Origin of the sequence: Rothia sp. HMSC036D11 (assembly GCF_001814205.1) — a bacterium.
Classification (GTDB): Bacteria; Actinomycetota; Actinomycetes; order Actinomycetales; family Micrococcaceae; genus Rothia; species Rothia dentocariosa.
In genome coordinates this window covers 55,276-81,930 of the sequence record NZ_KV815297.1, presented here as the reverse complement: position 1 = coordinate 81,930, position 26,655 = coordinate 55,276, and the positions used below count along the sequence as shown (strand labels likewise).

Below are 26,655 nucleotides of genomic sequence, written 5' to 3'. Positions count from 1 at the left end.
TCTTGCCTCAAAGGTACACCTGGTGCATAGTGAATTTACCGAGCCAGACCCTTCTATATAAACACTATGGGGTATAAATGCGACTACAAGAATGAGTTCATTGTTCCTGTATTCACTCAGGAGAGTGGGTATTGGCACCGGGCCACGAAGTAGTTTTTACCGGCCCTGATGCTAAGCACCCTTGGTCTCAATAGGAAGATCGGAAGAAGAAATATTTCCCTAGTGGTTTTCCTGACCCGTTGTATGAGGATGGGGAGTGGATTAATGATCCTGATGAGTACCCTGAGAGCACTTCCTATACCGGAGGGAACAGCTAACAGCGTACTAAGTAATCAAGAAGTGAAAATTATATGGGTTTCTATAAGAACGAATCAGATGATACATTCTTCCCCACTATCTACATCACCGAAGACAAGGTGCTAGAACGCCAAACCCAAGCCCTTCGCGATCAAGGATGGGCCATCATCGAAATATCCTGCAAAAACATAGCAGCCTCCCAAGACCCACAAGCAGGAGCCCTCGAAATCATCCGAGCCGTCAACCTCCCGCACAAACTCCCAGATGACAACTTCATGAGCTGGACCCAAGAAATCATCTCAGACCTTGACTGGCTCGATCTGAGCAAAGGAGTCTTCGTCATTCTCAAAGACTATGACGCTCTCTTCACCCCCTGGAGCGGTCCTGAAGAATTTGAAGCAAAATGGATGGCACGACACCTACAAACCGTAGACAGCAACCTGCGCTACCGCCACAGCCGGTTCGCCTACGCTGATTACGACCCACCCCACGTACTCTACGCTATAGAAGTGTCCCGCGATAAACTCGATACAGTCCTCGAATTTTTCGAAGGACACGCCACTATCATCCCTGAGTTTGATGAGGATAACCCAGGAGCAGAATACCCACCTTTTAAAAAATATGTCGATGAGACCCACAGGAACAGGTTATACGGTATCTCTACCTGGTAACTCGATAGCTTCGGAAAATACAAAAGCCTCAGCAAAAACAGGTAGAGCTATATTTTCTGAGCGTCAAGAATCCAGTTTTACGCTTAACGTGGAAAAGCTACTTGGCTCCACTCCCCCTGTACCCGTACAATAGAGTTCTGGCTAAAAATCTACGCCCAGGAGTCAAGTCACCATGAGTACGCCCGCGCATCACGCCTCTGGTCAGCAGAGCATCCCAACCCCCTATGAGGATCTGCTGCGCGAAATTCTTGATGAGAACCGTGATGCTATTGCCGCCGATGCTCAGCGCAAAGACCGTACGGGCACCGGCACGTTCGGCGTATTTGGGCGGCAGATGCGCTTCGATCTGCGTAACTCTTTCCCCCTGATTACCACCAAGCGCGTGCACTTCAAATCGGTAGCGATCGAACTTCTGTGGTTCCTGCGCGGCTCCTCAAATATACGTTGGCTGCAGGAACGCGGCGTGACTATATGGGATGAATGGGCTGACGAAAATGGTGACCTCGGCCCGGTCTACGGGGTGCAGTGGCGCTCCTGGCCCACCCCCAACGGCGGCACCATCGACCAGATCGCGAAAGTGATCGAATCTCTCAAAACGAACCCGTCGTCACGCCGCCACATTGTCTCGGCATGGAACCCCGCCGAGGTTGATGAGATGGCACTGCCGCCCTGCCACGCCATGTTCCAGTTTTACGTGCACGAGCGCCCTGACGGTGTGAAGGAACTATCGTGCCAGCTGTACCAGCGCAGCGCCGACATGTTCTTGGGTGTACCCTTCAATATCGCCTCCTACGCCCTGCTGACCTACCTGATAGCCCACGAGGTCGGTATGGAACCCGGCGAGTTCATATGGACGGGCGGCGACTGTCATATCTACTCCAACCACCTGGAACAGGTGAAAAAGCAGCTCGGTTACGGCAACGACCCCGAGGGTAATCCCTATCCCCCGCGTGAGCCCTACCCGTACCCCAAACTCATTATCAAAACGAAGAAACCTTCTATTTTTGATTATGAGTATGAAGACTTTGACCTCGTCGATTATAAGCATCATCCGGGGATTTCTGCCCCCATCGCGGTTTAGGACAATCGATGCGTGAATATGATTCCTCCTCCCCCGCACGACCGTGCCTCGGCGCTATTTGGGCGCAGACCGATGCGGGTATTATTGGGCGCGACGGCACCATGCCCTGGCGTGTCCCCGAAGACCTTGCGCATTTCAAAACCGTCACCATGGGTAAGCCCGTCATCATGGGGCGGCGCACCTGGGAGTCTTTTCCACCGCGTTTTCGACCGTTGCCTGAGCGCACCAATATCGTCATCAGCCGCAGTATTACGAGCGATTCAGCCGCGCCTCTTAAACGCGATGGCGCGCTTTGGGTTCCGTCGCTGGATGCGGCTCTCACCCTCGCGGGCAACACGCCTTTAACACCCAACGCTACCCAGCACCCAGATGTGGCGCACCAGCGAGTTACTGCCTGGATCATTGGCGGCGGCTCAGTCTATGCGGAGGCGCTTTCCCGCGAGGATTTACCTTCCTTTGGTCGCGTCGAGATTATCGAACGCACCTTCTTCTATTGTCAGGAAGGTAACGAGATTACGGGTGATACCTACGCCCCCGAACTCGCGGTAGAAGGATTTATGGCTGCGGACGAACCAGCGCGATGGCGCATCCTGGGTGAAAGTGCCTGGGAGAAGAGCGAGCGCGGCTACCTGCTGGATGCTTCGGGCGGGAAAAATCCCATGTACTACTCGTTTCAGACCTTAGCCCGCCTCTGATGTACCTGGCGCGGAAATTCCGTACAACAACGTTCGCCTGTGTAAAGGGCAAAGTTTAGTCTCGTTTGTCTGAGGTACATTCGTTCCCCTCACAACGTCTTACGCCAGAGCTCATCACGCTCCTCGCACTTCACCTGGTCTTTCCCCATACTGACTAGGGGTTATGACGCTGTTCCACACGATATGTGATACACGGGGTAGACTAGAAATTATGAATTTTAATCCCGGTGACTCAGTAGGTTTTGTAGGTTGGCGCGGCATGGTTGGTTCCGTGTTGATGAAGCGCATGCTTGAAGAGAACGATTTCAACGATATTTCTCCCGTTTTTTTCACAACCTCCAATGTGGGCGGTGAAGCCCCCACCTTCGACGGCACGCTTGAGCCTTCTACGCTGAAGGATGCGTACGATCTGAATGAGCTTCGCCAGCATAAGATTATTGTGACCGCACAGGGCGGTGACTACACGAAAGAGGTTCACCCGAAGCTGCGCGAGTCCGGCTGGGAGGGCCTGTGGATTGATGCCGCTTCTGCCCTGCGCATGAACGATGATGCCATTATCGTGCTCGACCCCATTAACCGTGATGTGATTGACCGCGGTCTCGAATCCGGTGTGAAAGATTTTATTGGCGGCAACTGCACCGTCTCATGCCTGCTCATGGGGCTGGGTGGTCTCTTCAAACAGGGTCTGGTGGAATGGACCACCTCGATGACCTATCAGGCGGCTTCGGGGGGCGGCGCCCGCCATATGCGCGAGGTTCTGGGGCAGTTCCGCGACCTCGGCAATGAGGTGTCTGCCGAGCTTAACGATCCGGCAGCGGCGATCCTGGAGATTGACCGTAAGGTGCTCGCTAAGCAGCGTTCGGGTGAGCTGGATACCGCGCAGTTCGGGGTTCCGCTTTCCGGTTCGCTGATCCCGTGGATTGACTCTGACCTGGGCAATGGGCAGTCCCGCGAGGAATGGAAGTCTGATGCCGAGACCAACAAAATTTTGGGTCTTGAGGGCGATAACCGTGTGATAATGGACGGTTTGTGTGTGCGTATCGCGGCCATGCGTTCGCATTCTCAGGCGCTCACGATGAAGCTGACCGACGACCTGCCGGTTGCCGAGATTGAGCGCATTATCGCTGAAGATAACCAGTGGGCCCAGGTGGTGCCGAATACTAAGGATGCCACGATGGAGGGGCTGACTCCGGTCGCCGCTTCCGGCTCGCTGAATATTCCGGTGGGGCGCATCCGCAAGTTGGCGATGGGTCCGCAGTACATTAGTGCTTTCACGGTGGGTGACCAGCTGCTGTGGGGTGCCGCCGAGCCGGTGCGCCGCATGCTCAAAATCGCGGTCGGCCAGCTCTAAAGTAGCCTTCTCAAAGTATTCGTGGGCGCGGTGCCGTAAGAACGGTTCCGCGCCTACGTATGTTGAGCCTAGCCCACAAGCTTTGAACGATATGCGTGGGAATGAGCAAAACGTTGCCTGTACCCGCCTCTTGGTGAATAAGCTTTCTGGTTGCCCCGAACCTAGCGGATAAGCCTGTGCCCCGCATCCTCAATCAGGATGCGGGGCACAAACTCAAAGTAGGCAGGTATATCTTTCAGGCTATGCTTTACGCGCAGCCTTCTGGGCTTTTCGTTTTTCACGCCAGGCTACGTAGCGGTGCCAGAGTGAAATCACTAGCTTTTTGAGTCGCTGATTCAGACGATGCGCCCATGCGAACTCGGTTCCCCAGATTCCCAAACCGATAAAGATAAACAGCCAGCCGGGGCCAGGTGTGACAAGCATAATCAGACCGGCAATGAAACAGAAGCCGCCTACGGCAATCACAAGAGGCTTGTAGAGATGTTTCAGCACCGGGTGAGCGTGCATCCGAGCTTTCTTTTTCTCTAGCCACAGGTGAAACTTGCTGGTTTCACTCTCTGTAACTTCATCCTCTAAGGTTTTCACACATCACCTCTTCTCAGGGCGGCTCTCACCTGTGCGTACACGATACATCAACAGCCTAGCACCCGCGCCTGGGAACTCCCTGATAGCCTAACATCGTAAAAAATATCTTTTATGACACCCTCACTATCGCGGCGCCAAAAGATTATAGTATTGTTATCACAACACCTTAATAGCGGACAAGGTTTATAAATATTTGATAACAATATGGCAATGTCTTCTATTTTTAGACCTTTTACCTCATATTAAGGAAATGCACCTCTACACACGCAGAGAGAATCATGGAAAAACTTTCCTATACAACAGAATTTACACTCTGGCCGGTTCCCCATGCCCGACCCCTGATTGATGGAAAGCCAGAGCCGGGTGCGCATCCGGCAGAATATTTGCATCCCGGTAAGCTGCATCTTGAAACGAGCGATGATAATTACGTTGATTTATACATCGTTCCTCCCCTTTTTAAACCCGGATATCCCCCGGGGTACCAGTTTTATGCCGATCTTATTTTTAGCAATATTTATATTGCACAAGATTTACAGTTTTATTATCGAGCATTTCATGATGAATTACAGTTTGCAGTATCCTCTGATACTATTTGGCAAAATCGCGATCATCAATATGCTGTAGCAATTGTTGACAAAGATTTGAACCTAAGCTGGACTCTGCGCGATTCCGACCCCTTGCGCATGGAATTTATCGAAACCGTTATCAACACCATTCACGCAAGCATGTTCAAAATGCCCCCCATTCTTGCCGAGGGCGAGTATATGGAGTTTATGAATGAGAGGAATATTCTGGACTCCGCTCACCTATGCTGCGGCGATCGTGTTCTTCGCGCGATTGATGTTAAGGCACACACGAATGACCCCGTACGAGTTCTCACGGAAACCGATTACAGCGCTGTTATACGCGGTACCGTCTATCCCAGTGCCCGCCTCATCTGGAGCGTCCCTCTAGAAGATGCACGCTACTGGCACAACGCCTACAACGTTTTGACTGTTGATCCGGTCATTGGCGCCAAGATCCCCGCCGATGTGCGCACCATCTTAGAGCATCTGCCCGCCGCGCCCGCCTATACACAGGGACACTCGTAGGTTACTGCGGGTCTTACCCCGCATATCCAATCGGTATTAGATGCGTGATGGCCTGCCCGTGGGCCGTGATGTGCTGGCACACTGTCAGGTTTCGTAGGATGCGGTACCGCATCCTGCCGCCATCCGGGATGTTGACAATACACCCCAGGCTCCTCTGCTGGCGTGAGATATTGTCGATACAAATCACGACCGCATGGCGTATATTCGTGCTGTTTTGAGGGTATCGCCAGGTTCTTGCGGTTAGACAGTCCTGTGCTGCCTGCGGGCGAACACTATATTTCCCGGGACTCTCAGAGGGTTTAAGACTTTATATGACATGTTTAGGTCATTACTACCTTATGTTGATGTAAACTATAGACACGGGAACAAAATTCCCCTTTAGGTACCTATTCCTCGTCAATACTTTCGCATTATCTTAGGCTCCTCATGGCAAAGACCTCTCTGACAGCACGACTAGAAACTCTCCCCTTTACTAAGAAACACACCAAGCTCTTGGGCGTCACCGGTATCGGCTGGGCGCTCGACGCCATGGATGTTGGGCTGATCTCCTTCATCATGGCGGCACTCACCAAACAGTGGGCGCTCTCCCCCACCGAAACAAGCTGGTTAGGCTCCATCGGATTTTTGGGTATGGCTCTCGGTGCCACCGTCGGCGGGCTTCTCGCCGACCGTTTTGGGCGACGCTACGTTTTCGCCGCAACTCTGCTCATCTACGGTTTGGCGACGGGCGCATCCGCACTCGCCGGTTCACTAGCCGTTTTGATGGTTTTCCGGTTTATCGTGGGGCTGGGGCTCGGGGCTGAGCTGCCGGTCGCATCCACGTTGATGTCGGAATTTTCGCCGCGCGCTATTCGCGGTCGCGTGGTCGTTATTTTAGAGGCGTTTTGGGCGCTCGGATGGATTCTTGCGGCGCTTATCGGTACCTTTGTTGTGCCGAACCCAAACGGCTGGCGGTGGGCGCTTGCTATCGGCGTGGTTCCGGCACTGTATTCGCTGATTATTCGTTGGGGAACGCCCGAATCCGTGCGCTTCTTAGAGTCGAAAGGGCGCACTGACGAAGCAGAACGCGTAGTTGCAGAATTTGAGAGCTCCGCGGCCCTCAGCACACGAACTCACGCGGATGAAACCGCCAGCGACAATGCACCTGAGGCTTCTGCCAACGACGCCCAAGAGGCAACCTCCATCTGGTCCGCTCCGCTGCGTAAACGCACGCTGGCGCTGTGTACCGTGTGGTTCTGTATTAACCTCTCGTATTACGGGGCGTTCATCTGGATACCCTCACTGTTGAGCGCACAGGGGTTCAGTCTGGTAAAGTCCTTCGCATTCACCCTGATTATGACCCTGGCGCAGCTACCCGGCTATGCAGTGGCCGCCTACCTGATTGAGAGGTGGGGGCGCCGCGCCACCCTCGCCGTATTTTTGGCTGGTTCGGCGGGCGCGGCGGTATGCTACGGCCTCTCGCATTCGGATTTCTACATTATCCTCAGCGGGTGCTTCCTCTCGTTCTTCAACCTAGGCGCATGGGGCGCGCTCTACGCCATTAGCCCGGAAGTATTCCCCACCCGGCTGCGCGGCACCGGCACCGGCACGGCGGCCGGGCTGGGGCGCATCGCCTCGATTCTGGCACCGCTTATCGTTCCGCCGCTCATCTCTTTCGGCGGCACCGGAGTACTGTTCGCTGTTTTCGCGGCGGCGTTCCTTATTGCGGCAATAACAACCTTCGCGCTGCCCGAAAAGCGCGGGAAATCGCTCTAGCGGCTAAAACCTCCAACACAGGAATGATGTGAAACATAGTGTGCCGAGAAGGTGGGAATCTCTCACCTTCTCGGCTTTTATCGGTCGGTCAGGTTCTCGTGAAGTCGCAGAAGACAAAGGGCGTGTAATCCGTGGCATGCCGCAGGCACACACTATGAGGTGCTGGCGTATTTCCGGGTGCCGGTACGTTATGATGACTAAACATCGCGTGTTGCCGCCTCATGATGGTGTACAGGGTGGGGCTCAGTGCGTATCAGATGAGATAAAACGGTCCAGACATCAACCTCAAGGAGCGCGGCATGGCAGACACACCCGCAGTCACCTATATTCCCTGGCCCATAGCCCACACGCCTGCCCCGCTTGAAAACGGCCAGCCGGTCGCAGGCAGGCACCCGGCAGAATATCTGGGGCCCGGTGTGCTGCACTATATCGGTTCGGAATTTCACCTGATGGCGGAGCTGAACCCCCAACCTTTCGACCCCGAAAATTCACGGCGCTTTCGGGGCGATCTGGTGCATCGGGACACGTATTTCTCAGGCAATATCACGTTCAGTTTCGAAGCTGATGAGGATTATCTTTACTTTACGGCACACGTTTTTCTGACCTGGCAAGAGCCCTCTGACCGCACCTACGCGCGCGCCCGGGTGGATCGTAATTTCGCTTTTCACTGGGAGCAGTCCGATGATGACCCGCAGCGTTCGGTCTATATTGAGGCGGTCTTCATGGCACTGTACCGCAGCCTCAGCGTTGAGCATACGGCGCTTGAGGACGGTGAGTTCCTAGACCTGAACGAAGACAAGCGTTACTATTCATACCATATGCGCCAGGGTGACGATATTATTCGGCTGGCGTACGTTACCGACTACAGTTCTCGAACATACCTTGACGTGACGACCGACTACCGGGCAACGGTTTTGAGCTACTGCCACCCTCCGGCGCAGCTGGCGTGGAGCGTTCCGACCGAGGATGCGCGCTACACTCTCGAACACACCGACCCTCTCATCTATCCCCCAGAGACCGGGGAAAATATTCCCGAATATGTGCGCCGTGTACTCCCCCACCTGCCGACGGCACCCTATCAGCGAGAGGCCCGCACCTATGTTCCCGCCTCAGGCTATAAGGCAACCTTTACGCCTTGGCCTATGACGGTTCAGCAGGGTGAGGATATTCGTGGCGCCCAGTATCCGTGGCAGAGGCTCGTTTCCGGGGAGTTTTTAATTCAAAGCCCGCAAAGCGCCCCCTTCAGAATGTATCTGGATGCCTGCGAACCCGATTGGGATTCCATGAAGGGCGACCACGATACCTACGCCGAGCTAATGCCCATCTCGGGGATTATGCCTAACTTGAATCATGCGCGGCCCTGGTTTGGCGTAGATTTTACGCTCGTCATGCGCCGCTGGCAGAACAATTTGGTGTTTTCCGCGGAGCATCTGACGAAATGGCGTGCCACCGACTGGGAGGTGTGCGCCGTCGCGATCCTAGATGCGGAAGGAAACCTGGTCTGGGAGCTTCGCGATGAGGTCCCCGGGCGCGGCGCCTATATCGAGGCGCTGGTGGGGCATATTGTGGATTCTCTGGGAACCGAGCCGCCCGTACTCGCCCCGGGCGAAGGAAAGGTTCTCTACGACCAGGACGGCCAGGTCTCTTCGGTGCACGTCAATACGGGTGAAGCCATGCTGCGGGCGCTCATCACGCGTATCTGGTACGGGGTAAACCCGACGACCGGTGAGAGGGCACCGTACCTGTATGAGGCGCGGGTCAAAGACCAGTTTGATGAGGATTCCAGTGGCGGGTTCAGCACGATCGCGTGGAGCTCACCCGAGAAATTCTACTACTGGAGCTGGGATCGGGTGCCCGGGTTCGTGCCTGCGGTAACCGACCCCGAGATTCTGCGCCGCGACGAGGTGGATCTGCTGATTCCGCATCTTCCAGTTGCCCCCGGCGTACCCTCGCAGGAGAATGAAGACGATGCAGCAGTGCCGTGGTTTTACGAGGCTTCGGGTGCTGTTTCCGACAATCCTGAGCCGTAAACGCGGGCAACAAAGCCTGCGCCGAGAACTCGACCCAGATTTTTACCATTCATCGTTAGAAAGGGTTTAAGCCCATGCAGTACATTCTTTTACTCAGGAGCGTGAACCTGGGGAAGCTGCGCAAGGTGTCGATGCCCGAGCTGAAGAAGCGGCTGGCTGCGCTGGGGTACGAGAACGTCACAAGCTATATCAACTCGGGGAACCTGCTATTTGTGAGTTCGCGGGATAAAACCACCGTGGTGCAGGAGATTACCGAGCTGCTGGCGGAGTATTACGATTTCGAGATTCCATTCTCACTTCTCACCGCTGACGAATACCGTGAGGATGCGCACAACCTGCCCGCGTGGTGGAACGAGGACATGCCGCGCCTGGACGCCATGTTTTTCACCATTGATGCTGATCGCGATGCGCTCGCCACCGAGCTCGAAACGCTGGATGTTCCCGACGAGGTGCTTCACATAGGAACCTGCGCCGTCTACTTCGGCAACTACAGCACGCCCGACTACAAGAAAGCGCAGTACGGAAAGTTCATGTCAAAGAAAGCCTTCGCAAACCAGCTGACTCTGCGTAACGCCAAAACCTGCAACAAGATTCTGGACCTGCTGGATTAACAACGCCACCCCACCCACATCACAGTTTGAGTTTCGTATGGGGTGGGTGATCCGTTTAATCCGCCAACTAATCCTCAAAATCCACAGGACGGCGTTGGGCACGGCTGCGCGGCTGTAGTTCTAATTCAATATCGGCGGCGTCGAGTGGCATCAAAGCGTCTAAACCACTCCGAACGGATTTAGACTGCAAAGTCTTCTCATACTCGGTATAGGTCATGAGCACATATGCGGGTTCGCCCCGATTGGTAATAATGACTGGTTCGGTTTGTGCCGTTTTCTGTGCTTGGCTGACGTTCTGCTTGAACTCTTGATTGGTCATCACGGTCATTACGATAGCTCCTTACGCAGCGATATATCTGCAAGAATAGGATGCGCCCCTGAGAACGGCAAGAAAACTTCTGAACTTACAGACCCCACAAACCACGAGCAGATAGGATTTCGATGAGCAGATAACTGAGCGCTATCTTTTCGTCAAAATCCTATCTGCTCGCGGGAGTATTCGCGGGAATAAGAGGCTGAAGAGTCCTAAATCTTCCCGTTCACCACAACCGGCTCGGGCACCAGCTCAACCCCGAATTTCTCGGCAACACCGGCGCGCACCACCCGGGCGATCGCGAAAATATCCTCAGCGCTGGCATCCCCACGGTTCGTAATCGCCAGCGTATGCTTGGTCGAGAGCGAGGCGCGACCGCCCGCAATCTCGCGCGAATCACCTTCGAGCCCGAAGCCTTTCTCGAACCCGGCGTGCTGAATCAGCCAGGCGGCGGAGAGCTTCACATGCTCCTCGCTCTCCTGCTGCTCGGTTCCGAACACTCCGGTGCGCGTTACTACCGGGAAACGCGGCGCATCCTCAGGCAAAGAATCAAGCACAGACACCGGCACAATCGGGTTCGTGAAGAACGAGCCGGTCGAGAAGGTATCGCGGTCGGAGGCATCCAGCACCATCCCCTTGGAGGCACGCAGCGCCAGCACCTTATCCCGCACCAGCGCGGATTCGGCACGCTTCCCCACCTGCACACCCAGGCTCTTCGCCAGTTCCCCATACTTAATGGGTGAAGACAGGCTGCCGAGCGTGAACTGGAAATCCACGGTCAGCACCACATAACGCGGTGAACCGTTCACCATGTTTTGCTTCAGAATTGAATCGCGATAGCCGAAACGCAGATCGGCGTTCGCAAAAGTCTTGAAATTCCCCGTCTCGCGGTCCCAGGTGCGCACGGACGCAATGAACTCGCTAACCTCCACCCCGTAGGCGCCCACATTCTGCACGGGGGTTGCACCCACGGTCCCGGGAATACCCGACAGTGCCGCCGGGCCGGACCATTCTTTTTCAATGCTCAGCTGCACGAAATCATCCCACACAGTACCCGCCTGCACGCGCACATTCGCGCCACCGCACGCAGGAATGGGCAGCTCCTCAACCCCGGTGGATGCAATATGCACAACGGTACCGTCAAACCCGGCATCAGAAACCAGCAGGTTTGAGCCGCCACCCACGATCAGCACGGGTTCGTTGGCGGCATCGGCGGAGGAAACGGCCTCGACAATCTCGGCTTCAGTCGTGGCGCGGATGTATGTGCGGGCAGGGCCGCCAACTTGGGCGGTGGTGATCTCACTCAGCAGCTTTTCAGTCATGTCTTTAAGAATACCGGTCTGTCACGTTTTATTCCGTTAGGGTCAGCTAAACCTTATGGTAGGCCCGCCCCGTAGTCGGAGCGGATCTGCCATAACTCAACACACAATCACATAGAGTATCGACCACGAACGCACGGGCTAGGCAAATTTCACTACGGCCTGAGTCTTCATCAGAACCTTCTGCTGCCTGCCTTCACCGTCGTCAGCGGTAACGGTAAGGTCGATGCGAGCCGTGCGCACATCTTCATCCACGGCGCCTACCTTGCCAGTGATGGTCAGCGTATTCGTGGGGGTGTCCGGGTTGTCGCCGCCGGGCGCATCCGGCACCGGTACAGGTTTGGTGAAGCGAGTCTGGTAGTCCACGATCGCGCCCGGATCGCCCGCCCAATCGCTCACCAGCTGCACGGCGGTGCCCATCGTGAGCATACCATGCGCAATCACACCGGAAAGCCCCACGGACTGGGCAAAACGCTCGTTCCAATGAATCGGGTTGAAGTCACCGGATGCGCCCGCATACCGCACCAGTGATGCACGCGAAATCTCGACGGTTCGGGAACCGATCTCTTGCCCTTTTTCGAGTTCTGCAAAGTTTACGGACATTATTCGCCTTCCTCGTCGGCGCGTACCAGCAGGGATGAAATACAGGTGGTGACGGGTTTACCGTCAGCATCGGTGATTTCTTCGCGGGTGGTGAGCATGGCGCCCACACCCATCACACGCACGGAATCCACATGAACTTCGGTGCGCAATTCGTCCCCCGCCACGATGGGACGGTGATGCGTAAAGCGCTGGTCGGCGTGCACCACACGAGAGAAATCGATGCCCGCAGATTTATCACCAATCAGAGCGGCATCGGCAGCTTGGGACAGGATGATAGCGAAGGTGGGCGGGGCGATCAGGTCTGCGTAGCCTGCGGCGCGTGCCGCCTCAACGTCATGATGCAGAGGGTTTTCGGCGTGTACGGCGCGGGCAAATTCCCGGATCTTCTCGCGACCGACGACGTAGGTGCCCTCGGCGGGGTACACGCGACCCACAATGTCAGGGTTAATACTCATACCCACCAGTCTATCGGGTTGGTACCGTAGCTGCCGCCGCTTACCGCGAACATAAAGGTATCCATGAGCATAGGGAGCGTAGACTAAAAGGGTACTTTTTCTCGTTCTGAAAGGAGCCATCATGTCTATCCCGTTCTCGGTCCTTGATCTTATGCCCACGCGCCCCGATGATTCTCACGCGCAGACCATGCGCAAGACGGTTCAGGCGGCGCAGGCGGCTGAGCGTTTTGGGTTCAACCGTTTCTGGGTTGCCGAGCATCATAACGCGGGTTCGCTGCTGTCGTCGGCAACGGTCGTGGTGATGGCAGAGCTCGCCGCCGCAACCGAGCGCATCCGGGTGGGTTCGGGCGGCATTATGCTCCCCAACCACGCCCCCTATGTAGTGGCAGAACAGTTTGGCACCTTAGAGGCGTTCCATCCCGGGCGCATTGATCTGGGTTTGGGTCGTGCGCCCGGTACCGACCCTATGACCGCGCAGGCGCTTCGTCGCGATAATTCTGCGGCCATGAATTTCCCCGCCGAGGTAGAAGAGATTCAGCGCTATCTGGGTGAGCCCTCCCCCATGCGCCGCGTACACGCTATCCCCGGGCAAGGGTCCAATGTGCCGCTCTATATTCTGGGGTCATCAACTTTCGGGGCCTCTTTGGCGGCTAAGCTGGGTCTGCCGTTCTCGTTTGCTTCACACTTCGCCCCGGCTGCCCTGCAGGATGCGCTCAATGTCTACCGCAATAACTTCACCCCGTCGCAAACCCTGGATAAACCCTACGTTATTGTGGGTGCAGGGTCGCTGGTTGCCGAAACGGATGAGCAGGCGCAGCATCTTTTCACGACTGCGCAACAGCACGCCCTGGGGATTATTCGCGGGCGTCCGCAGTTCTCTCCGCCAGTCGACGATATGGAAAAGCTGTGGAGTCCTGCCGAGAAACGGCATATCTCCTCAATGCTTCAGGAGGCGGTGGTCGGTTCCCCACAGACGGTTCAGAGCAAGCTCGAAGATTTGGTTGCCCGCACCGGTGCAGACGAAGTGATTATCACAAGCACGCCGTGGGAGTTTGAAGACCGCATTCGAAGCTACGAATTGCTTTCGGAGCTGCCGATTTTCCAGAAAACCAATTAGACTAACGAGGATTTATCTCACCTCTTCTGAGCGATTTACCACATACTTCTGGCATGTCTTGGCATAAGGTTTATGAGGCTTTACCCTAGATATATAAAATAACTTTTATATATTATTGGTAAGCCCCTTCCCCACACCAAGACATGCCAGAACAACAAAAGGTACGCTCATGAGCTCGGAAGACCAGTATTCTTCTGCCCGCACCCGTTCCCAGAACCCAGACCTGCGTCCGCGAATTGCACTCGCCTTTGGGCTTGCTGCAGCGATTGTCGTAATCCAGTTCGTCGGATCTCTTATGACGGGCAGTCTCGCCCTTCTTACCGATACGGCGCACGCGCTCACCGATGCCTCCGGACTGCTAGTCGCTTTGATAGCGGCGACTCTCGCGCTGAAGCCCGCAACGGCACAACGAACCTGGGGATTCCGACGCATCGAAGTTCTTGCAGCACTCGCCCAAGCCACCTTACTGATGGCGGTCGGTCTTTATGCGGCCTTTGAAGGGATTCATCGTCTCTTCGAGCCTCCAGAGGTACCGGCTTCCGAACTTTTGCTCTTCGGCGTCATTGGTTTGGCGGCAAATATTGCCGGAATCATGGTGCTTTCTGGGCGCCGTGATGCGAACTTTAATATGCGCGCTGCGTTCCTTGAAGTCCTCAACGATGCACTTGGTTCCGTGGGCGTCATCGTCTCTTCACTCGTTATAGTCTTCACCGGCTTCATGCAGGCCGATGCCATTGCGGGCTTATTCATTGCGGCGCTAATTGTTCCTCGCGCGGCAAAGCTCATGCGTGAGACCACCGGTGTACTGATGGAGTTCTCTCCCCAAGGGCTGGATCTTGAAGAAGTGCGTCGCCATATATTGACCGTGCCGGGTGTACATGAGGTTCACGATATACATGCCTCAACCATAGCAACGGGTCTGCCCGTACTGACCGCTCATATCGTTATCGCCGATAAATGCTTCACGAATGGTGAGGCCCTGGAAATCTTGCGGCAAGCCCGAACCTGCGTATCCGAGCATTTCGAGGTATCTATTAGCCACTCGACCTTCCAGCTTGAGAATGCGCTTTTCGGGCAGACAGAACCCGAAGAGACCCAACACCCTTAGATACGTGTGACCCATTTAGCCACCCGAAAGGCACAAACAAAAAAGCCTGCCTCATACGAGACAGGCTTAGCTGAGCCCCGACCGGGAATCGATCCCGGGACCTCCATCTTACCAAGATGGCGCTCTACCACTGAGCTATCGGGGCGTAGCGGTGGACGGGCTCGATCCGTCGACCTCACGATTATGAGTCGTGCGCTCTAACCAGCTGAGCTACACCGCCAGAACATCAACCTTGCAGGCCAATGCGAGAGCCCCGACCGGGAATCGATCCCGGGACCTCCATCTTACCAAGATGGCGCTCTACCACTGAGCTATCGGGGCAACAGATAAAAGTTTACAGTATCCTAAACCACCCGCGCAAATAAGGGTTAGGTGTTCTGTGACACTTTGTTTTGGCCCTAAAAATAGGCGTTTTTACACCGTTTATTCGCGGATGCGCCCGCCGGTTTTTCCGTCCACAATACCGGCGGGCGCATCCCGCTTTTATGAAATAACGAAACGCCTTATTTTACGGCTAACTTTCACAGACTAGTAGCGTTTACCGTGTGACTTTCCGCGGCGATCATCCCGACCGCCACGGTGATCATCGCGACGGGAACGGAACCCGCCGTCGCGGCGATCGTTGCGGCGGAAACCGCGGCCACCGCCTCCCTGAGGTCCCCGATCCTTACGGATGTTGATAAACTCACCGGCAATCTTGGTATCACGCAGACGATCGAAGAAACCCTTGGGCAGATCCTCGGGAAGACCCACGATCGTGAAGTGCTGGCGAATATCGATCGAGCCGATCTGTGAGCCCTTAATACCGCCCTCGTTTGCAAGCGCGCCCACAATGGCAGAGGCTTTAACCCGAGAGGCGCGGCCCACGTTGAGTTTGTAGTTCACCATGCCTTCGTCGCTGTGGTTTCGCCCCTTCTTGGGCCCGCGTTTGCCGCGGTCCTTGGTGTCGTCTGCGAAAGCGCGGGATTTACGGGCAATATCGTCGTTTTCATCGAGGAAGAAGGCGCGACCTTGCTGTGCAATGACGGCGAGCGCGGCGGCGATGTCTTCTGCCGTGGTGTCGTGCTCGTTTTCGTAGTCTTCGATGATCTTGCGGAAGAAGTTTAGGTCTTCCGATTCGATCGTTTCGGTGATCTGCTCGGCGAAGCGCTGTTTACGGCTGCTGTTCACGTCTTGCGCGGTGGGCATGTGCATTGGCTCAACCTTTTGGCGGGTTGCCTTTTCGATCTGCCGCAGCATGTATTTTTCGCGCGGAGTTACGAAGAGTATCGCTTCGCCGTCACGCCCGGCTCGACCGGTACGCCCGATGCGGTGCACATAGGATTCGGTGTCGTGCGGAATATCGTAGTTCACCACGAGGGAGATGCGTTCAACATCCAGTCCGCGGGCGGCTACGTCGGTTGCTACGAGAATGTCGATGCGCCCGTCGCGCAGCGCATCCACGGTGCGTTCGCGCAGCTGTTGAGGAATGTCGCCGTTAATAGCTGCCGCTTGGAAACCGCGTGCCTTGAGTTTATCGGCTACTTCTTCGGTTTCTTTTTTGGTGCGCACGAAGACGATAATGCCGTCGTAGTTTTCGACTTCGAGCACGCGGGTCATGGCGTCAAGTTTGTGGGAGTGCATGACCTGCATGTAGCGCTGGCGGATGTTCGCCCCGGTGGTGGTCTTGGTTTTGACGCGCACCTCGGTGGGGTCGTTGAGGTATTGCTGGGCGATTTTGCGGATCGAGTTGGGCATGGTGGCTGAGAAGAGTGCCACCTGTTTGGCGTCCGGGGTGCCTTCGAGAATGGTTTCTACGTCTTCAGCGAAGCCCATGCGCAGCATTTCGTCGGCCTCATCGAGTACCAGGTACTGCAGGTTTGAGAGGTCGAGCGAGCCCTTTTCGAGGTGGTCGATCACGCGCCCGGGGGTACCGACGACTACCTGTGCACCGCGGCGCAGTCCGGCAAGCTGGGGTCCGTAGGGTGAACCGCCGTAGATAGGAAGCACGGTGAAGTCTTCCATGTGGGTTGCGTAGGAGGAGAAGGCCTCGGCAACCTGCAGGGCGAGCTCACGGGTGGGGGCGAGTACAAGCACCTGGGTGTCTCGGGAAACGCCGTTGATATCGGCAAGTTCTGCCATGCGGGAGAGCGCGGGCAGCGCGAAGGCTGCGGTTTTGCCGGTACCGGTCTGGGCCAGACCCACCACATCGTTGCCGTCCAGCAGCAGCGGGATGGTCTGTTCCTGGATGGGGGAAGGTTTCTCGTAGCCGACTTCTTCAAGCGCGGAGAGCACTCGGGGGTCTAGTCCCAGGTCGGTGAATCGGGGGCCTTCTTCGTGGCTTTCGTGAGTATTGTCTTCAGTATTTTTCTTAGTGGCCGCGTTGTCTTCTCTAGACTCTGCTGTCATGCTTTCTGCAGCGTCTGCTTTATTGTTCGCGGGTTTTTCACCGGTTTCTAGGGAAGATTCTTCAACGGTTTTTTCTACAGATAAGGTCTCTTCGGTATTGCCGAGCGTAGCGCCTTGTTCAGCGTTTTCGGCAGGAATATTTTCAGTCACTTTTTCCTCATTTTGCTGGGGTGTTCGGGCGCACGCTTTTCGGCGCCGTTCGGATTCCCCTACACATTCCAGCCACATTCTGCGCGCCTTATTGTCAGGCGGGCGAGCAAGACAACGCAACCCGGGCATCCGGTAAGGCGGAGGCACTCAGGGATAGGATTTCTCTACGCTGGGGGTTGGTCTTGAATTTCTCGGTGACACGCAAGTCTCGGCACATCTGGAATGAGGTGCGATGTGTATTGACGCCACGAGGCGGCATAGCATACTGAGTTCGGTGATTTTGAGTTCGGCGCCAAGAATGAGGTTAGTAACCGATTCGACCGGTTGGGGCGCACAAGACCTGTATCGGGGGTACCCGTCTTTATAAGTGTACCCTACTTTGGTGCGGCAACGCGCCGGATGCGCGCAAAACCCCGGTTTTTCACCGCGGGTTCTAAGCAAAATAGCCCCTTCAGGTCATGGAAACATGGATGTGCAAGGCTATTTCCCCATACTACTGCGCGCTTGCGGAATGCAGCGCGCAGGGCGGTGGGATGGGTACGCCTAAGATATTTTACGCACGACCTCAAGGGAACCGTAAGTACCCACCTGCGCATAGGGGTGCCCATAACGGTCAGCAGCATACTGTGCGGTGTTTTGCGGCGGGTTACCTCCCCACGCTGAGCCGCGCTTATCGATCACCACGTAGTCGGGCGCCGGTTCCCCCGCATGCCCAATCCAGTAGACGGTTCGACCCGGAATCAGCTGGGTGAGGGTCGAGAGGTCTGCCGCAACGCTTACATCCTGCGGTACCGCCTCAACCGCCTGCATACGGCTCGTTTCGGAGGCCGTCAGCCGGTTGTTGGTGAACGAAGACTTGGTCAAATCGGCAAGCGGCTGGTCGGATGCGGGCGTAACGGTCGGAATCACCGAGACCAGCAGCGCAACCGCCGGGAAGAACCAGAGCGGAACACGGCGGACGGACTGGCGCAGATTCTCTACCCATCCGATGGGTTTATCCCCGGTTTCTGCCGGTTCATCCTCTGATTCTTCGTCTTCCGCAAGCGGCTTAGGATGCGCCAGCACCTTCCCGTACCGCAAGTTGAGGATAACCTCTAGAAGAGCGAGGAACGCCACGGGCATCAGCACGAGCGAGTAGTGCCAGGTGCTCAGCCAGTACGCCTCCGTATTTGAGAGCAAACGCCACAGGAGCGTGGGTAGAATGACGATAGCGAACGGGCTTGCAACCCAGATGATCGCGCCGCAAAAGAGCAGCAGCAGAATCGTCCAGACCTTCTGGTCATAGTTAAAGATGGTGATCGCAGAACCGAGCGGATCGGCGAAAGCGCCGTATACATCAACCTTGTCGCCGTAGTCGAACTGCCCGTTGGCGTTAAAGAGCGGAAGAATGAGCGCAACCGCGGCATAAGACCAGAAGAGACCCCAGAGTATCAGCATGGTTGATTCAGCGGCACCCCGCGTCTTCACCCAGGAATTAAAGGTGTTGCGGATGCGCTCACCCCGCGGCAGCGGTTTACCCTCAGGATTCTGGGGGAAGAGTTCGTCGAGCCCTTTGCGTATCCACCCAGTTCGGATGAATGCGACAATACCGATCATCGCGGCAGTAACGCCCATATCTTCTTTGACGAAGGCGAGCGGTGCCGCCCACAGGCAGGCGCGAATAATATAGCGGGAGCGTTCATCAGCGTTGATGCGACCGGCAAGCACCAGGTTACCCAGCGCCCCACACAAGAACGGCAGAGCGAAGGCAACCTCATGGAATTGCGCAGCCACCGCCTGCTGCACCCCGTAGCTGAGGGCGAAGGCAGCACCCAGAAGAACACCCACAAAAGTTCCTGCGGGTTCGGGTTTGATGTTTGAGAGGGCACACGCCCGCTGTGTAAACCGCACCATCATATAGACGCTGGCGGCAATCATAAAATTCTGAACCACTAGAAGCGTCAGTGGCGAGGGGGAAACCGCATACACAGGCCCTAAAAGCACCAGAATAGGATGAAAATGATCGCCCCACAGATTAAAATCGGTCCCTTTAATCTGCACAATTGGCATGTCAAAATGCGAATATGCCTGCGCCATCTGCGTGAAAATCGCAAGATCCCATGAAGGGGTAATCCAGTGCTTAAGCTGCTGAACGGAGTAATAGCAATAGAGAGCAAAAACCGCTAGGGCAAGCATAATCGCCACCAGTACTCTGCCCGCGGTCACCGAACGATGTGCCCCGGTATGTTGTGATGCAGAAGTTTTCGCCGATTTCTCGGTAGGTTCCGAGTCGGGTGCACTCACCTCAGCCGCCATGCGTTTTCCTCGTGTTTGTTGTGTTTGGTGCCCGGTGGCAAGCACACACGTTCTTAAGTCACGCTACGTCGCCGGTGCGCCCGCTCACCTGTGAAATATATAGTTACTACTCAGGGTATCCTATTATTAAACGTTATCCCGAGATCTGCGCCTTTTTTACGCAGTTAACTCAAGATATATCTCACGCGCATATTTTCTCCCCTACCTGCTAAGGATGCCGTGCCCACCGAATCCGTACCTGATGCCGCATACCGCATCGAGCTTTCCCGCTTACCGATGCGCACCTCGGCGCTGACGGCGCGCATCACGGTAGGGATACAGGCGCTTATTTACCCACACGTTCCGGTGCATGTAGGACAGACACTCGGTCGTTTACAGCGCGGCCCGACCGATCCGACTTTTCACCGTCTGCGTGCCCCGCGTTCTGAGCGCTCACGCACGGCGGACGATACCCTGTGGATCGGGGCGCGCACGCCGTCCCTGCAGCTGCCCGCGACCCTGTACTTTACCCGTCGTTTCGAGGGCGCAACCTCTGCGCTGAATGCTCCGGTTCAGGTTTGCCTATGGGCGGAGTCCTCCCCCGCTACACCCGACGATGCATTCCCCACCGAACAGGTCTACAGCGAGCTTGAAGACTTTGCCTCCCTTATGCCCGCGTGGCTGGGCCTGCACGATCCCCAAGAAGAGTTTGCGAAGCTCCCCGCTTTTGAGCATCTGCCGCTAAAAATTCGGCGTGCTTATCGTGAGAATCCGGGGCTGCGGCTGAGTGCATCCGGGCAGCTCACCCGGCATATGTTAGCGGCGATCGTAGAACAGCGGGTGACCCAACCGGAGGCTTTTGACGCACTGCGCTGGATTATCATGCGATACGGCGAGTCCGCGCCCTTCAGCGGCAATTCGGCACAGCCTCCTTACCTACGGGTGTACCCTACCGCTCAGGTTCTAGGCACAATTCCCTCATGGGATTGGCATCGTGCGCGGTTAGATTCCGCCCGATACAGCGCGATTTACCATTTTGCCCAACGTGCCGATGCGCTCGAACGCCTTGGCGCAACCGGTCGTATCGTGCACCTTGCGGCTGCGCTCGACGATATTCCGGGGATTGGCCCCTGGTCGGTGGCGGAAGCTCTTCAAGGTTTCTGCGGGCATCCGGATGCTGTCAGCGTGGGCGACTACCACTTAGCGCATACAGTGGGGTTTGCTTTTACGGGAGAACGCACCGACGACGCCGGAATGCTTCGCCTGCTTGCCCCTTACGCCGGTCATCGGCAGCGGGTTGTGCGCCTTATTCAGGAGGCGGGCATTCGCAAACCCAGGTATGGTGCGCGTATCAGTATTCCGGATTACCGGGATTTTTAATATGCGTGTGGAGCCGGTACCGTAAAAAGTACCGACTCCACACGCATAAACCACCCTTCACCGGGCGGGTTTATCACCTAACTATCTCTATGATGAAATGGCTAGTTCTGCTCTGCAGTTGCCATTTCTTCACGAACCTTATCCATATCGAGTTCGCGGATCGAAGTAATCACCTGCTCAAACTGGGACTCATTGAGCGCACCGGGCTGGGAGAAGACGAGAATACCGCCGCGGAAACCCATAATGGTGGGAATGGAGGTAATGCCTGCGGCCTGTGCCAGCTGACTCTGATCCTCGGTATCCACCTTGCCGAAGACGATATCGCTGTACTTCTCGGAGGCTGCCTCGTAGACGGGAGCGAACTGCTTGCAGGGACCGCACCAGTCTGCCCAGAAATCGAGGAATACGATATCGTTACCCTCGACAGTCGAGGTAAGGTTCTGCTGGGTGATTTCAATAGTAGCCATGGAGATAACGCTACACCCTGCACGTACATTGCGCTAATTTTTCACTCACAGACTAATAAATAGTTTAAAGCGCGTCATAAACCCTATTTTTTTGCCGTGAGCGGGCATTTTTGTCGGGTGTGCGAGGGTGCCAGATGCAAAGAACCCGGCTACCGAAGTAACCGGGTTCTTTTTAGGGTGGCAGATGAGGGATTCGAACCCCCGTAGGCTGTGCCAGCTGATTTACAGTCAGCCCCCTTTGGCCGCTCGGGTAATCTGCCGAACTAGCTAGGCTAGAAGTTCGCTCAAGCGAACAGAGACTACTGTACAGGTTTTTAATGAACTTGTGAAGCCAGAGCCTAGCTTTGTGACGAATACAACTTTTTGGGCTGTTTTTCGTTTTCGGAGGCTATTTTTCAGGCGAGTTTACAGGTCGCCGTCCTGCTCCATCAGAAGCGTAATTTCCAAATGCTCAAGATAGCGTAGCGCCTGTTCAACTGTGCACATCTCGCTTCGAATCTCACGAGCAAGATCGCGCCGCACTCCCTCGAAGCGGGCAACGAGTTTGGGATCTGTCAGCGTTGAGCCGATTCCCTCGAAGGCAGGAGGCTCAACAACATCCGAAGAATCTTCGCTCTGAACCGCATCCACTCGCTCTGCCTCGGGGATGTTCTCAGGTTCAGAACCAATCGAACTGTAGAGGTCAAGGAACAGCAGGGTTTCAGCATCGCGAGCTTCTTCGCGATTCACGCTGCCGGTCGTTGACGAGTATTGTGTAGCCATGTTTCCATTCTGGATGTTCAAGGTTAACAACAGCTGAGAAATGCATCAATGAACCTGAAAATTATCTGTGAGCGCAACAGAAAACAGGTATTCTATGAGGGACAGATACCGTCGTATTCCGCACAAACACAACGAAAGGACATAGTTTTATGGCAAGCGAATCTTCTTTCGATATTGTCTCAAAAGTTGATAAACAAGAGGTCGCCAACGCCCTGCACCAGGCACAAAAAGAGGTTTCGCAGCGTTACGATTTCCGCGGTGTCGGTGCTGAGATCGACTTCTCAGGCGAGAAGATTCTCATTAAGGCAAACGCCCAAGAACGAGCTCTCGCGGTGCTCGACGTTTTCCAATCAAAGCTCGTCAAGCGCGGTATTTCGCTAAAGTCCCTGGACGCAGGCGACCCCTACGCTTCGGGTAAAGAGACCCGCATCGAATGCTCCATCAAGGAAGGTATCGCACAGGATCAGGCTAAGAAGATTTCCAAGCTGATCCGCGATGAAGGACCTAAGGGTGTGAAGGCTACGATTCAGGGCGATGAGCTACGTGTGTCCTCAAAGTCTCGTGATGATCTGCAGAGCGTGATTTCACTGCTTAAAGGTGCAGATCTTGACGTTGATCTGCAGTTCGTGAATTATCGCTAGATACCTCTGCTGTGCACGTAGCATCAGTGCACCATTAAGGCGGGGTGGTTACCAGTTCTGGTAACCACCCCGCCTTTCGCCTATAAGACAAACACGTACGCAGGTTTTATAGCTGACCGTTATCGCGCGCCATCTGCTGCAGGCGGGCGATGCGTTTATCCATCGGTGGGTGAGTAGACATGAGGTTCTTCAGGCCACCGAAGGGGTTCGCAATCATAGAGGCCGAAGTATTCACAACCTGCTGATTCTTGGGATCCATTGGGTAGAGCGAGACACCCTTCTCCAACTTATTCAGGGCGGAGGCAAGTGCAATCGGATCGCCCGTGAGCTTTGCACCGTCTTCATCGGCATCGTATTCGCGGGTACGGCTGATAGCCATCTGAATAACCGCCGTAGCAATGGGAGCCAGAAGCGACATCAGGATTATACTCAAGAAGTTTCCGCCGCCGCGCTCACGGTTCCCGCCCATCATGGAGCCAAAGCCAACAATCTGCGCCGCCGCCGTAATCAGGGTTGCGATACCGGCTGCCACCGAGCTTGTAAGAATATCGCGGTTGTAGACGTGCATGAGCTCGTGCCCTAGCACACCGCGCATTTCGCGTTCGTCAAGAAGCTGCAAGATACCCTCGGTACAGCAGACGGCGGCATTGCGCGGGTTGCGCCCGGTCGCGAAGGCGTTTGGAGTCTGGGTGGGTGCCACATATAGGCGCGGCATAGGCTGACCGGCGCGCGAGGAAAGTTCCTCGACGATGTCATACAGAACCGGAACCTCCTCGCGGGTAACGGCATAGGCGTTCATGGAACGCAGCGCGAGTTTATCGGAGTTCCAGTATGAATATGCAACGGTACCCAAGCTCACAAGGGCGAAACCCCAGATAAAAATTGAGCTGCGGAAGTATGTTGAAAGGCCGCCGCCGATAAGCATCAGCAGACCGACCATGCCGCCCAGCAGAAGGGCGGTCTTAAGCCCGTTATAGTGTTTGTGCATTGCGTGTACCTTTAGAAATCGTGTTGCCGTGAACGTATTAGATTACAGCATACGGGATATATATATGAGGCAGACATCCAGATTCGCCACCAGCGTGTATTTCGTATTCTCGCATCCACAGGTTCCTCGAATGCGAGCAAGGTCACATGAAGTCTCGAAGTGTTCTGTTATCCCCCAGAAATTCGCAGTTTTAGCGACATAGTGTCATGGTGAAAGTACCCCGAACACGACTCTTATTATGAATTTATCGTAATTGTAATTGTGAAAAAGTCAGATTAACGGTAGAGTATTGTTCATGACCGAACCCCTAGATACGAACGCACACCCGGAACCCGAGCATCCTCTTCACGGATGCTCCCACACCGGCGTGCTACCGTTGGCAGCAGAATCCGCGACCGGACTTCTCACGGAATCTTGGTCGCAAAACTTGCGCGCTAAGGGACGCAGGGTCACGAAACAGCGGCTTGCTGTTCTACGTGCGGTTCAGGCTCACCCCCATGCCAACGCCGAAGAAATAGTCACCGCTGTGCGGCAAGAGATTCCTACCATTACCGTGCAGTCAGTGTATGTGATCCTCACGGATCTGACGAATATCGACATGCTGCGTAAGTTTGAGCCGCCGGGAACCCCGGGGCTCTACGAGACCCGCACGGGCGATAACCATCACCACGCATTCTGCATTCGCTGCGGAAAAGTTCAGGATGTAGACTGCGCTGTAGGCTCAGCGCCCTGCCTAACTCCCAGCGATTTCCACGGCATGGCGATTATCAGCGCAGATGTACTGTATCGAGGCGTCTGCGCAGACTGTCAAACTGAGGCAGAAGCAGAACTGGCAAAGAGCCAGGTGCAAGCCGCAGCGAGCGTTCAGCACTAACGAACCACATTCCCACACCTTACTCCGGGCGTGAAACAGCGCCTTGGTGTTCGTTAGCTGCACCCTAAAACAGGAAGAATGCTCGTCGAAAACCACATAGCATCACCAAAAACACAGGGAGAAGCAAATATGTATCAGACCCCGCAGAACCCCATTCATCCCGGTTCTTACACCACCACGAGTACTGGCACTCCGGTAGCTTCAGATGATCATTCGCTCACCGTGGGCGCCGATGGTCCCATCGTTCTGCACGATGCTTACGCTGTTGAAAAGCTCGCTCAGTTCAACCGTGAGCGTGTGCCCGAGCGTGTGGTGCACGCGAAGGGAACCGGCGCATACGGCTACTTTGAAACCACCGAAGACGTTTCACAGTACACCCGTGCGGCCCTCTTTCAGCCGGGCGTTAAAACCGAGCTGCTGATTCGTTTCTCGACCGTGGCAGGCGAATCCGGCTCCCCCGATACTTGGCGTGACCCCCGCGGTTTCGCGGTGAAATTCTACACCACCGAAGGCAACTACGACCTGGTAGGTAATAACACTCCTATCTTCTTCATTCGCGATGCCATCAAGTTCCCCGACTTCATCCACTCGCAGAAGCGTATGCCCGGTTCGGGTCTGCGCGATCACGATATGCAGTGGGATTTCTGGAGCCTGAATCCCGCAACGGCGCACCAGGTCACCTGGCTGATGGGCGACCGTGGCCTGCCCCGCACCCTACGCCACATGGATGGCTTCGGCTCGCACACCTACCAGTGGATTAACGCCGAAGGCGAGCGCTTCTGGGTTAAGTACCACTTCAAGACCGAGCAGGGCAACGAATTCTTCACTCAGGCTCAGGCCGATGAAATGGCGGGCAAGGATGCTGACTTCCACCGCCGCGACCTGCGCGAGGCTATTGAGCGTGGCGACTACCCCGCCTGGACGCTCTACGTGCAGATCATGCCCTACGAGGACGCGAAGACCTACCGCATTAACCCCTTCGATCTGACGAAGATTTGGCCGCACTCGGATTACCCGCTGATCAAGGTGGGCCGCATGGTGCTGGATCGCAACCCGCAGAACTTCTTCGCCGAAATCGAGCAGGCAGCCTTCTCCCCCTCGAACTTTGTTCCCGGCATCGCGGCTTCGCCCGATAAGATGCTGCTCGGTCGTATCTTCTCCTACCCGGATGCGCATCGCTACCGCATCGGCACCAACTTCGCGCAGCTGCCGGTGAACGCACCCCACGCAGCGCCGGTGAACAACTATTCACATGATGGCTCGATGCGCTACAACTTCAACGACCCGTCCGTTCCCACCTACGCGCCGAATAGTCTGGGTGGACCGCATGCGGATGCGGCACGCGCTGGCGAAGGTAGCTGGGAGTCTGATGGCGAGCTGGTACGCACCGCCTACACCCTGCGCCCGGATGATGATGATTTCTCGCAGGCGCGCACCCTCTACGAGGTAACCATGAACGACGAAGAACGCGAACGCCTGATCAGCAACATCTCTGGTCACGTAGGCGCTGTTCGTTCCGACGAGATTCGTGAACGCGCGTTCCAATACTGGGATAGCGTTCACCCTGAGCTCGGTTCTCGCGTTCGCGAGGCCGTGTCAGCCGCCGCATCTGGTTCGTAAGATACGGCAGCGTCTGTTCTCCTGTAGGT

The 26,655-nt window shown here is 55.6% G+C and carries 24 protein-coding genes and 4 tRNA genes; 14 read left to right on the top strand and 14 right to left on the bottom strand.

Features of this window, described 5'->3' with window-relative positions; all coding sequences use genetic code 11:
- Nucleotides 1-350 precede the first annotated feature (350 nt).
- The 4 genes from HMPREF2958_RS05085 (at nucleotide 351) to asd (ending at nucleotide 4,095) form a co-directional block, all read left to right on the top strand.
- A complete protein-coding gene (locus tag HMPREF2958_RS05085) occupies nucleotides 351-968 on the top strand; it encodes a hypothetical protein (protein ID WP_070697081.1) in 618 nt (205 codons plus the stop codon).
- A gap of 172 nt (nucleotides 969-1,140) precedes the next feature.
- Nucleotides 1,141-2,049, top strand: coding sequence for a thymidylate synthase (locus tag HMPREF2958_RS05080; protein WP_070697080.1), 909 nt, complete (start codon nucleotides 1,141-1,143; stop codon nucleotides 2,047-2,049).
- An 8-nt stretch (nucleotides 2,050-2,057) separates the two neighbouring features.
- Nucleotides 2,058-2,744, top strand: coding sequence for a dihydrofolate reductase (locus HMPREF2958_RS05075; RefSeq protein ID WP_070697078.1), 687 nt, complete (start codon nucleotides 2,058-2,060; stop codon nucleotides 2,742-2,744).
- Nucleotides 2,745-2,955: 211 nt separating this feature from the next.
- Nucleotides 2,956-4,095 (top strand): aspartate-semialdehyde dehydrogenase, encoded by a 1,140-nt coding sequence (gene asd / locus HMPREF2958_RS05070; RefSeq protein WP_048778374.1) that lies wholly within the window; start codon nucleotides 2,956-2,958, stop codon nucleotides 4,093-4,095.
- A gap of 240 nt (nucleotides 4,096-4,335) precedes the next feature.
- Here the strand turns inward: asd and HMPREF2958_RS05065 are convergent, their stop codons facing one another.
- On the bottom strand, nucleotides 4,336-4,680 hold the full coding sequence (locus HMPREF2958_RS05065; protein ID WP_048754332.1) for a PGPGW domain-containing protein: 345 nt from the start codon (nucleotides 4,678-4,680) through the stop codon (nucleotides 4,336-4,338).
- Between the two features lie 278 nt (nucleotides 4,681-4,958).
- On the opposite strand from HMPREF2958_RS05065, the gene HMPREF2958_RS05060 reads away from it, so the two are divergent.
- The 4 genes from HMPREF2958_RS05060 to HMPREF2958_RS05045 all read left to right on the top strand — a co-directional run bounded on the left by HMPREF2958_RS05060 (nucleotide 4,959) and on the right by HMPREF2958_RS05045 (nucleotide 10,167).
- Nucleotides 4,959-5,771, top strand: a complete 813-nt coding sequence (locus HMPREF2958_RS05060; protein ID WP_048752571.1) for a hypothetical protein — start codon at nucleotides 4,959-4,961, stop codon at nucleotides 5,769-5,771.
- Nucleotides 5,772-6,197: 426 nt separating this feature from the next.
- A complete protein-coding gene (locus HMPREF2958_RS05055; RefSeq protein ID WP_070697076.1) occupies nucleotides 6,198-7,526 on the top strand; it encodes an MFS transporter in 1,329 nt (442 codons plus the stop codon).
- Nucleotides 7,527-7,825: 299 nt separating this feature from the next.
- A complete protein-coding gene (locus HMPREF2958_RS05050; RefSeq protein ID WP_070697074.1) occupies nucleotides 7,826-9,556 on the top strand; it encodes a hypothetical protein in 1,731 nt (576 codons plus the stop codon).
- 74 nt (nucleotides 9,557-9,630) lie between these two features.
- Nucleotides 9,631-10,167: a DUF1697 domain-containing protein gene (locus HMPREF2958_RS05045; protein ID WP_070697072.1), complete on the top strand. Its 537-nt coding sequence runs from the start codon at nucleotides 9,631-9,633 to the stop codon at nucleotides 10,165-10,167.
- 67 nt (nucleotides 10,168-10,234) lie between these two features.
- Here the strand turns inward: HMPREF2958_RS05045 and HMPREF2958_RS05040 are convergent, their stop codons facing one another.
- The 4 genes from HMPREF2958_RS05040 to HMPREF2958_RS05025 all read right to left on the bottom strand — a co-directional run bounded on the left by HMPREF2958_RS05040 (nucleotide 10,235) and on the right by HMPREF2958_RS05025 (nucleotide 12,857).
- Nucleotides 10,235-10,495: a type II toxin-antitoxin system Phd/YefM family antitoxin gene (locus HMPREF2958_RS05040; RefSeq protein WP_023133167.1), complete on the bottom strand. Its 261-nt coding sequence runs from the start codon at nucleotides 10,493-10,495 to the stop codon at nucleotides 10,235-10,237.
- Nucleotides 10,496-10,692: 197 nt separating this feature from the next.
- On the bottom strand, nucleotides 10,693-11,802 hold the full coding sequence (locus tag HMPREF2958_RS05035; RefSeq protein WP_070697070.1) for a UDP-N-acetylmuramate dehydrogenase: 1,110 nt from the start codon (nucleotides 11,800-11,802) through the stop codon (nucleotides 10,693-10,695).
- A gap of 138 nt (nucleotides 11,803-11,940) precedes the next feature.
- On the bottom strand, nucleotides 11,941-12,402 hold the full coding sequence (locus HMPREF2958_RS05030; RefSeq protein WP_048753195.1) for a MaoC family dehydratase: 462 nt from the start codon (nucleotides 12,400-12,402) through the stop codon (nucleotides 11,941-11,943).
- Nucleotides 12,402-12,857, bottom strand: coding sequence for a MaoC family dehydratase N-terminal domain-containing protein (locus HMPREF2958_RS05025; protein ID WP_048753199.1), 456 nt, complete (start codon nucleotides 12,855-12,857; stop codon nucleotides 12,402-12,404). The genes HMPREF2958_RS05030 and HMPREF2958_RS05025 overlap by 1 nt, the downstream gene beginning before the upstream one ends.
- 121 nt (nucleotides 12,858-12,978) lie before the next feature.
- Between HMPREF2958_RS05025 and HMPREF2958_RS05020 the strand changes: the two genes are divergently transcribed.
- The gene (locus HMPREF2958_RS05020; RefSeq protein WP_048753197.1) at nucleotides 12,979-13,974 is read left to right on the top strand and encodes an LLM class flavin-dependent oxidoreductase; all 996 of its coding nucleotides are present in this window, start codon (nucleotides 12,979-12,981) and stop codon (nucleotides 13,972-13,974) included.
- A gap of 169 nt (nucleotides 13,975-14,143) precedes the next feature.
- Nucleotides 14,144-15,082, top strand: coding sequence for a cation diffusion facilitator family transporter (locus HMPREF2958_RS05015; RefSeq protein ID WP_004005385.1), 939 nt, complete (start codon nucleotides 14,144-14,146; stop codon nucleotides 15,080-15,082).
- Nucleotides 15,083-15,155: 73 nt separating this feature from the next.
- Here the strand turns inward: HMPREF2958_RS05015 and HMPREF2958_RS05010 are convergent.
- From HMPREF2958_RS05010 to HMPREF2958_RS04990, 5 genes are all read right to left on the bottom strand, one after another.
- A tRNA-Thr gene (locus tag HMPREF2958_RS05010) sits at nucleotides 15,156-15,227 on the bottom strand.
- 1 nt (nucleotide 15,228) lies between these two features.
- A tRNA-Met gene (locus HMPREF2958_RS05005) sits at nucleotides 15,229-15,302 on the bottom strand.
- A gap of 29 nt (nucleotides 15,303-15,331) precedes the next feature.
- Nucleotides 15,332-15,403, bottom strand: a tRNA-Thr gene (locus HMPREF2958_RS05000).
- 207 nt (nucleotides 15,404-15,610) lie between these two features.
- Nucleotides 15,611-17,698, bottom strand: coding sequence for a DEAD/DEAH box helicase (locus tag HMPREF2958_RS04995; protein WP_070697069.1), 2,088 nt, complete (start codon nucleotides 17,696-17,698; stop codon nucleotides 15,611-15,613).
- A 465-nt stretch (nucleotides 17,699-18,163) separates the two neighbouring features.
- Complete coding sequence (locus tag HMPREF2958_RS04990) at nucleotides 18,164-19,915, bottom strand: DUF2079 domain-containing protein (protein ID WP_070697067.1); 1,752 nt, start codon at nucleotides 19,913-19,915, stop codon at nucleotides 18,164-18,166.
- 219 nt (nucleotides 19,916-20,134) lie between these two features.
- On the opposite strand from HMPREF2958_RS04990, the gene HMPREF2958_RS04985 reads away from it, so the two are divergent.
- Nucleotides 20,135-21,274, top strand: coding sequence for a DNA-3-methyladenine glycosylase family protein (locus tag HMPREF2958_RS04985; RefSeq protein WP_246828040.1), 1,140 nt, complete (start codon nucleotides 20,135-20,137; stop codon nucleotides 21,272-21,274).
- A gap of 101 nt (nucleotides 21,275-21,375) precedes the next feature.
- Here the strand turns inward: HMPREF2958_RS04985 and HMPREF2958_RS04980 are convergent, their stop codons facing one another.
- The 3 genes from HMPREF2958_RS04980 to HMPREF2958_RS04970 form a co-directional block, all read right to left on the bottom strand.
- Entirely contained in the window at nucleotides 21,376-21,741 is a 366-nt protein-coding gene (locus tag HMPREF2958_RS04980) for a thioredoxin family protein (protein ID WP_004005389.1), read from the bottom strand.
- A 178-nt stretch (nucleotides 21,742-21,919) separates the two neighbouring features.
- Nucleotides 21,920-22,001: transfer RNA gene (locus tag HMPREF2958_RS04975), tRNA-Tyr, on the bottom strand.
- A gap of 145 nt (nucleotides 22,002-22,146) precedes the next feature.
- On the bottom strand, nucleotides 22,147-22,503 hold the full coding sequence (locus HMPREF2958_RS04970; RefSeq protein ID WP_004005392.1) for a hypothetical protein: 357 nt from the start codon (nucleotides 22,501-22,503) through the stop codon (nucleotides 22,147-22,149).
- Nucleotides 22,504-22,652: 149 nt separating this feature from the next.
- Between HMPREF2958_RS04970 and HMPREF2958_RS04965 the strand changes: the two genes are divergently transcribed.
- A complete protein-coding gene (locus HMPREF2958_RS04965) occupies nucleotides 22,653-23,144 on the top strand; it encodes a YajQ family cyclic di-GMP-binding protein (protein ID WP_048753676.1) in 492 nt (163 codons plus the stop codon).
- Between the two features lie 106 nt (nucleotides 23,145-23,250).
- Here the strand turns inward: HMPREF2958_RS04965 and htpX are convergent, their stop codons facing one another.
- Entirely contained in the window at nucleotides 23,251-24,132 is an 882-nt protein-coding gene (gene htpX / locus HMPREF2958_RS04960) for a zinc metalloprotease HtpX (protein ID WP_004005394.1), read from the bottom strand.
- A gap of 295 nt (nucleotides 24,133-24,427) precedes the next feature.
- Here htpX and HMPREF2958_RS04955 point away from each other — a divergent pair, with 295 nt between their 5' ends.
- The gene (locus HMPREF2958_RS04955) at nucleotides 24,428-25,006 is read left to right on the top strand and encodes a Fur family transcriptional regulator (protein ID WP_013397694.1); all 579 of its coding nucleotides are present in this window, start codon (nucleotides 24,428-24,430) and stop codon (nucleotides 25,004-25,006) included.
- A 129-nt stretch (nucleotides 25,007-25,135) separates the two neighbouring features.
- On the top strand, nucleotides 25,136-26,626 hold the full coding sequence (locus HMPREF2958_RS04950) for a catalase (RefSeq protein ID WP_070697095.1): 1,491 nt from the start codon (nucleotides 25,136-25,138) through the stop codon (nucleotides 26,624-26,626).
- Nucleotides 26,627-26,655 lie beyond the last annotated feature (29 nt).

Coding starts and splice junctions, on each gene's coding strand:
- HMPREF2958_RS05045 (WP_070697072.1), top strand. CDS start 9,631: ATGCAGTACATTCTTTTACTCAGGAGCGTGAACCTGGGGAAGCTGCGC.
- HMPREF2958_RS05085 (WP_070697081.1), top strand. CDS start 351: ATGGGTTTCTATAAGAACGAATCAGATGATACATTCTTCCCCACTATC.
- asd (WP_048778374.1), top strand. CDS start 2,956: ATGAATTTTAATCCCGGTGACTCAGTAGGTTTTGTAGGTTGGCGCGGC.
- HMPREF2958_RS05015 (WP_004005385.1), top strand. CDS start 14,144: ATGAGCTCGGAAGACCAGTATTCTTCTGCCCGCACCCGTTCCCAGAAC.
- HMPREF2958_RS05080 (WP_070697080.1), top strand. CDS start 1,141: ATGAGTACGCCCGCGCATCACGCCTCTGGTCAGCAGAGCATCCCAACC.
- HMPREF2958_RS04970 (WP_004005392.1), bottom strand. CDS start 22,503: ATGGCTACACAATACTCGTCAACGACCGGCAGCGTGAATCGCGAAGAA.
- HMPREF2958_RS04995 (WP_070697069.1), bottom strand. CDS start 17,698: ATGTGGCTGGAATGTGTAGGGGAATCCGAACGGCGCCGAAAAGCGTGC.
- htpX (WP_004005394.1), bottom strand. CDS start 24,132: ATGCACAAACACTATAACGGGCTTAAGACCGCCCTTCTGCTGGGCGGC.
- HMPREF2958_RS04980 (WP_004005389.1), bottom strand. CDS start 21,741: ATGGCTACTATTGAAATCACCCAGCAGAACCTTACCTCGACTGTCGAG.
- HMPREF2958_RS04950 (WP_070697095.1), top strand. CDS start 25,136: ATGTATCAGACCCCGCAGAACCCCATTCATCCCGGTTCTTACACCACC.
- HMPREF2958_RS05040 (WP_023133167.1), bottom strand. CDS start 10,495: ATGACCGTGATGACCAATCAAGAGTTCAAGCAGAACGTCAGCCAAGCA.
- HMPREF2958_RS05050 (WP_070697074.1), top strand. CDS start 7,826: ATGGCAGACACACCCGCAGTCACCTATATTCCCTGGCCCATAGCCCAC.
- HMPREF2958_RS05060 (WP_048752571.1), top strand. CDS start 4,959: ATGGAAAAACTTTCCTATACAACAGAATTTACACTCTGGCCGGTTCCC.
- HMPREF2958_RS05020 (WP_048753197.1), top strand. CDS start 12,979: ATGTCTATCCCGTTCTCGGTCCTTGATCTTATGCCCACGCGCCCCGAT.
- HMPREF2958_RS04965 (WP_048753676.1), top strand. CDS start 22,653: ATGGCAAGCGAATCTTCTTTCGATATTGTCTCAAAAGTTGATAAACAA.
- HMPREF2958_RS04955 (WP_013397694.1), top strand. CDS start 24,428: ATGACCGAACCCCTAGATACGAACGCACACCCGGAACCCGAGCATCCT.
- HMPREF2958_RS05035 (WP_070697070.1), bottom strand. CDS start 11,802: ATGACTGAAAAGCTGCTGAGTGAGATCACCACCGCCCAAGTTGGCGGC.
- HMPREF2958_RS05075 (WP_070697078.1), top strand. CDS start 2,058: ATGCGTGAATATGATTCCTCCTCCCCCGCACGACCGTGCCTCGGCGCT.
- HMPREF2958_RS05025 (WP_048753199.1), bottom strand. CDS start 12,857: ATGAGTATTAACCCTGACATTGTGGGTCGCGTGTACCCCGCCGAGGGC.
- HMPREF2958_RS05030 (WP_048753195.1), bottom strand. CDS start 12,402: ATGTCCGTAAACTTTGCAGAACTCGAAAAAGGGCAAGAGATCGGTTCC.
- HMPREF2958_RS04990 (WP_070697067.1), bottom strand. CDS start 19,915: ATGGCGGCTGAGGTGAGTGCACCCGACTCGGAACCTACCGAGAAATCG.
- HMPREF2958_RS05055 (WP_070697076.1), top strand. CDS start 6,198: ATGGCAAAGACCTCTCTGACAGCACGACTAGAAACTCTCCCCTTTACT.